Origin of the sequence: Advenella sp. RU8 (assembly GCF_048381675.1) — a bacterium.
Classification (GTDB): Bacteria; Pseudomonadota; Gammaproteobacteria; order Burkholderiales; family Burkholderiaceae_B; genus Advenella.
Genome location: NZ_JBLWIS010000011.1, coordinates 92,205 through 98,436, shown reverse-complemented (window position 1 = coordinate 98,436; position 6,232 = coordinate 92,205). Strand labels below are relative to the sequence as shown.

The following is a 6,232-nucleotide window of genomic DNA, read 5'->3' as shown; positions in this document are numbered from 1 at the left end:
AGTTTTGTTTGTCAACAACTATTTTAAAGTATTTTTAAAACCGTTCTTTTTAAACCATCCAGCTAACTGCACCAGATCTACCTGCCCCACGTTGACACTGCCTAATCAAAGCTTAGATTAACACACTGACTTCGTTTCGTTTTTCGCTGCTTGGCATTTAAGGGTAAACCCTAGTGCTGTTGCTGCGAAAGAATGAACTATAGCATGATGATTTCATTTTCCGCAAACTTTTGTGGTTTTTATCTTTACGAAAAAACCACAAAAAACCTATCTTATTGATTAGATTGAATATATATAAAAACAAAGTTTGTAGTGTTTTTACATCACAAGGATTTAAGGACATTTCCTTAATATATCCCCAGCTGCTTTATGGAAATCGAATCAATAAATTTCTTTGCAACCCAGGACTCAGTCAACAATTTAGGCAGGCAAACACCGCGTGCCAAATTACAACGTAATCACCTCTACCAAAACAATACACCCCACTGGACAACAACAGCAACAACAACAACAACAACAACAACAACAACAACAACCTAGAACAAAGCCAGCCAACAAAAAGGGCAAGCAGTCAATACAACTGTTGCCCTCTTCTTTTTCAACAAGCACTTGCTATATAAGGAAGTGCGATCCAACTAGCTTTTACGGTTGTTGTTCATCAGTGATAAAAACTCTTTTCTTAAGTCAGAATCTCTCAAGAATGAGCCTCGCATAACACTGTTGATCATTTTTGACCCCATATCTTTCACACCACGCCACTGCATGCAGAAGTGATCCGCCTCCATGACAACCGCCAGACCATCAGGCTGCATTTTCTTGACCAATAAATCGGCAATTTGCGTGATTGCCTCTTCCTGTATTTGTGGCCGCTCCATAACCCAGGCAATAAGACGGGCATATTTGGACAAACCAATTAAATTTGATTTTTCATTAGGCATGATACCTACCCATACCTTACCCATAATAGGGCATAAATGATGGGAGCAGGCACTACGGACCTGAATGGGGCCGACAATGATCAATTCATTCAATTTTTCCACATTGGGAAACTCAGTCGTTGCAGGCATGGGATGATAACGACCAGCAAACACTTCCTTGATAAACATTTTAGCGACGCGCTTCGCCGTTTCATTGGTGTTATGGTCTCTTTCCGTGTCAATAACCAAGCTTTTCAGTACTTCTTTTAACTTTTCCTGAACTTCCTGCTGTAAGAGGTCGAGTTCGCCAGGGTTGATAAACTCCGAAATATTGTCATTGGCATAATAGCGGGCACCAGCCAGTTCGATGCGTTTGCGAATATGATTGGAAATATAACTTGAATCTTGTGAGTCATTCACCGCAAAATCCTTTCTTTATGGGTTACACCGTATTCTGAATGTTAGTTTTTAACATACTTCAACTTGGGCATGTTCTCATGATAAGCTCATATAGAATATATCACCTCTAATGAGAACTCCAATAATACGCCAGACCATGAGAAAACAAGCATGAGCGAACAAATATTAATCAACGTCACGCCTTTTGAAACACGCGTCGCCTTAATAGAACTGGGTGCAGCCCAGGAAATACATATAGAGCGCACCAGCCAAAGAGGCAAAGTTGGTAATATTTATTTAGGTAAGGTGGTACGGGTTTTGCCCGGGATGCAAAGTGCCTTTATTGATATCGGTCTGGATAAAGCCGCTTTCATCCATATTGCCGATCTTCGTGAGAACCGCTCTTTACGCAATACCGGGATTGCCTACACCCAAATAGAAAAGCTGCTCTTTGAAGGACAAACCTTAATGGTGCAGGTCATTAAAGATCCATTGGGCACCAAAGGCGCACGCCTGTCTAACCAGATCAGCATTGCAGGCCGCATGCTGGTATACCTACCCCATGAACAACATATTGGCATTTCACAAAAAATCGAATCGGAAGAAGAACGAAACAGCCTGAAAGAACGGGTTATTGCCCTGATGAATCCTAATGAAAAAGGTGGCTTTATTGTCAGGACCCAAGCTGAAGGCGCCACTGATGAGGAAATCAAAAAAGATCAGGAATACCTGAACTTGCGTTGGTCAATGATCAAGGAGGCGGCACAGAAAAAATCGGCCCCAGCCCTTCTTTATGAAGACCTGACGCTAGCCCAGCGGGTACTGCGTGATATGGTGACGCCCGAGACAAGATCCATTGAGATTGATTCCCGCAGCACCACACAGGCCATGCTGGAATGGGCATCCATTTACACACCTTCCATCATTAGCAAAATAAAGCATTATGCCGGTGAACGCCCCCTGTTTGAAACCGCACACGTTGATGAGGAAATCAACGGCGCGCTTTCACGCCGCGTTAACCTGAAATCAGGCGGCTACCTGATCATAGACCAGACCGAGGCCCTGACAAGCATTGATGTGAACACGGGTGGTTTCATTGGCGGGCGAAACTTCAATGACACTATTTTCAAGACTAACCTTGAAGCGGCAGTGGCCATTGCACGCCAGTTGCGCCTGCGCAACCTGGGTGGCATCATTATTATCGACTTTATTGATATGGATAATAAAGAGCACCAGGACGCCATTTTAGCCGAGCTGCAGAAAGCACTAGACAAAGACCGCACTAAAACAACATTGAATGGTTTTTCCCAACTGGGGTTGGTTGAAATGACACGCAAACGCACCCGCGACTCTTTGGCACATCAGTTATGTGAGCCCTGCCCCACCTGCGAAGCCAAGGGTTCGGTACAAACGCCCCGCACGGTTTGCTACAACATTCTCAGGGAAATCCTGCGCGAAGCAAAACAATTCAACCCCAAAGAGTTCCGCCTGATTGCCTCACAAAGCATTATTGACCTGTTTCTGGAAGAAGAAAGCCATTACCTGGCCACTCTGGGGGACTTTATAGGCAAACCCATTACCCTTGAGGTGGACAATACATACACGCAGGAAATGTATGATATTGTCCTGATGTAAACCGCTTAACTGTGCCCGGGCTTGACCCGGGATTGCATTTTGATGATCCTGTCTTCAAGGTGTGGCGAAGTTTGCAATGCAATCAAGGGAGTTGTTGAGCTCTCATTGGTTTCCAGGCGCAAAACAATGCTTTGTCCATCAAATGTATCCGGATCTGCTTCAATATCAATATATTTTTGCAAAAGTTCATCTATGGATTTTTGAGCTTCCGCCAGATAATAATCAAGCGTGTCTTCTGTTGCATTTTTGAAAGCATTTTCAATGGTTTTGGACAAGTCCCAGGTAAAAAACATAAGGGCATTAGGACCCTTTACCGAGGGGTGTTCATAACCCCATGAAGAAATTTCATGTTGTGCTTTTTCTGTCATTTATCTACCGTAAAAAAATATAAATTTGTGCTGGTATCGCGCAAAAGTGTAAAACAATTATTTTGAATTAATCTTCACGAAACTGCATTTGATATAAAGTTGCGTACAGTCCACCGTTTTTCAAGAGCTTGTCATGATTTCCTGACTCTATGATCCGCCCTTGATCAAGCACGATAATGCAATCTGCATTTTGTACTGTTGACAAACGATGGGCAATCACAAAAGTTGTCCGGCCTTCCATCAACAAATCAAGCGAAGCCTGCACCTGGCGCTCAGACTCGTTATCCAATGCAGAAGTGGCCTCATCAAGAATAAGAATGGGGGCATTTTTAATTAACGCCCTGGCAATTGCCAGACGTTGCCTTTGGCCACCGGAAAGCCATGCACCATTTTCACCAATGTACGTTTGCAACCCGGCAGGCAGCGAATCGACAAATTCAAGCAAATTGGCCGCCCTGAGTGCCTCTTTGATTTCTGACTCAGTCGCATCGCGGTGAGAGCCATAGGCTACGTTTTGCGCAATGGAACCATCAAAGAGCACCACATTCTGGCCAACCAACGATAAATTGGCCCGCAAACTTGTCAGGGTAATGTCATTAAGATCATGGCCATTGATGGTGATTTGTCCAGAGCTGGGTACGATAAAACGGGGAAGCATGTTTGCCAGGGTGGTTTTACCACTTCCGGAACGTCCCACAATGGCAATGGTTTCACCCGATTTGACATTGAGTGAAATATTGGACAAGGTATCCCGGGGAGCATCAGGAAAACGAAAACAGACATCCTTGAACTCAATCACGGCATCCTTATTGATTCTCAGCTCATGCTGGCCTTGATCTTCTTCTTTCGCACCATCAATCAGCGAGAAAACACTTTCAGCGGCAATCAGCATTTTTTGTGCTTTTGAAGCCACATTGGTCAGGCGTTTGATGGGATCAAAAATTTGTGCCAAGGCAGTAACAAAAGCAACAAAGGCACCCACGGTCAAGGTTCCAGCATTGCCCTGATACAAAGCGGTTGCAATCACGGCAGCCACAGCAAATGAAATGCATAACTGAGTGAGTGGTGTCATGGCAGCGTCGGCTGACGCTTTTCTCATGGCAAACTTCCTTAAAGCTGCATTCACGACTGAAAACCGGGACTGCTCGTATTCATAGCCATTAAATAACTTGACGACCCGCTGCCCCTCTATACCCTCTTTGACCACATGCGTGAGTTGTGCATTTATATTAATGGTTTGACGGTTAATACGGCGCAAGCGTTTGGTGAAATACCCCGCAACCATAATCGAAAGGGGCAGAATCAGGAAAATAATCAGGCTAAGTTGCCAGGACAAATACAACAACATCCCCAACAAGGCCAGAACAACGAAAGCCTCACGCACAATAATGGTGAATACCTCGGTTGCGTAATCGGTCACATCGCCCGCATCAATCGTAAAACGGTTCATCAACCGGCCGGAATCACCTTTCTGAAATTCGGTATCGGGTAAAGTAAGCAGGCGGTCATACATATCACGACGCATGCCAAGCAATACATTGTTGGCAATCCAGGCCAGCAGGTAACTGCTAAGAAAGTTACAAATTCCGCGTACCAAGAAAAGACTGACGATCGCAAGCGGCATAAACCAGATAAAATACGATTTCGCACCTGTAAAGCCCTCGTCCAGCAAAGGCTTCATTATGTACGCCATGGCAGGCTGGGTTGCCGCGCCAAAGGCCACAAACACCATGGCAACGGCAAGTGCTTTCCAATACACACCCACCCGTTTGTATATTTTTCTCCATAGTTCTGGATTTACTGCATGGGTACCTTCCCGATGCATTTGCTCGAATAACCTCAAGGAATACTCTCTTGTTAACCTGTCAAGCTTGGGATTTTAACGGTTTCAACATAAACATGCAGAAAAGTTTATGTTTTATGACAATCAGGATAAAATCCGTCAAATGAAAAATATATCTAGAATTTACGTACGACTGCCAAACTGGATAGGCGATGTCTGCATGAGTTTGCCCAGCCTGTACGCCATCGTGAACACCGGCTGTGAAGTCATTGTATGCGCAAAACCCTGGGCTGAAAACCTGCTCAAAGGCATTATTGGCATTCAGTTCCTGAGCCTGAGCGGCCAATGGAACAAAGACAGGGTTATTATAAGGGCACATAAAAAAAACAATCCGGCAAAAGGCAAATCGGTGGGACTTTTATTACCCGACTCACTGACCAGTGCATTGACCTTCAGGCTGGCAGGCCTGCCTTCAGCCGGTTATAAAGACGATGGACGCTCGCTGCTATTGAAATGGCCCTTTGACAAGCCGTCCAAAAACCTGCACGCTGTTGAGTCATGGTACCATCTGACCCATAGCGCCTTGCAAAAATGGCATTTCAAATCAGCCCCCCATCCCGAAACCACGCTGACTTTGCCACTGAATCCCACTGACACACAAAAAGCCTGGCTCCTGCTCAAAGAGCATCGACTCTATCCAGGCAAATTCATCCTAATTGCCCCAACGGCCACAGGCAAACACAAAGGTAAAGATAAGGTCTGGCCAAAATTTGCTGAATACACCCGAAAAATACAGGCTCTGGGATATACAGTTGTCATGTGCCCCCCTCCCAATGAACGGGAAGCCGCATTCAGGAACGCCCCTGATGCCCTATGCCTGCCGGCTGTTGGCCTTGGTATGTTTGTTGCCTTAATCGGCCAAGCCGCCCTGGTTGTGTGCAATGACTCGGGGGTTTCCCATCTTGCGTCATTAACCAGAACACCCCAGATTACCCTAATTGGTGTTACCGATCCAAAACGTACCGGCCCTTGGTCCCCTACTGCCCATATCTGTGGCAGCATGGACAATTGGCCTGAACTTGACCCGGTCATCACGCTAAGCACTTCAATACTCAACCCGTCTTGAACAA

5 protein-coding genes are annotated in these 6,232 nt (G+C 45.3%); 2 read left to right on the top strand and 3 right to left on the bottom strand.

The genetic code is table 11. From position 1 onward, the window contains the following. Positions 1-635: 635 nt before the first annotated feature. On the bottom strand, positions 636-1,337 hold the full coding sequence (folE, locus tag ACM5Q9_RS12715) for a GTP cyclohydrolase I (RefSeq protein ID WP_418145115.1): 702 nt from the start codon (positions 1,335-1,337) through the stop codon (positions 636-638). Positions 1,338-1,487: 150 nt separating this feature from the next. Here folE and rng point away from each other — a divergent pair, with 150 nt between their 5' ends. Beyond that, positions 1,488-2,951, top strand: a complete 1,464-nt coding sequence (rng, locus tag ACM5Q9_RS12710) for a ribonuclease G (protein ID WP_418145114.1) — start codon at positions 1,488-1,490, stop codon at positions 2,949-2,951. Between the two features lie 5 nt (positions 2,952-2,956). Here the strand turns inward: rng and ACM5Q9_RS12705 are convergent, their stop codons facing one another. Both ACM5Q9_RS12705 and msbA read right to left on the bottom strand, forming a co-directional pair. Continuing rightward, positions 2,957-3,319, bottom strand: coding sequence for a hypothetical protein (locus tag ACM5Q9_RS12705; RefSeq protein ID WP_418145113.1), 363 nt, complete (start codon positions 3,317-3,319; stop codon positions 2,957-2,959). A gap of 67 nt (positions 3,320-3,386) precedes the next feature. Further along, entirely contained in the window at positions 3,387-5,144 is a 1,758-nt protein-coding gene (msbA, locus tag ACM5Q9_RS12700) for a lipid A export permease/ATP-binding protein MsbA (RefSeq protein WP_418145117.1), read from the bottom strand. A 121-nt stretch (positions 5,145-5,265) separates the two neighbouring features. On the opposite strand from msbA, the gene ACM5Q9_RS12695 reads away from it, so the two are divergent. Continuing rightward, on the top strand, positions 5,266-6,228 hold the full coding sequence (locus tag ACM5Q9_RS12695) for a glycosyltransferase family 9 protein (protein ID WP_418145112.1): 963 nt from the start codon (positions 5,266-5,268) through the stop codon (positions 6,226-6,228). The last annotated feature ends 4 nt before the right edge of the window (positions 6,229-6,232 follow it).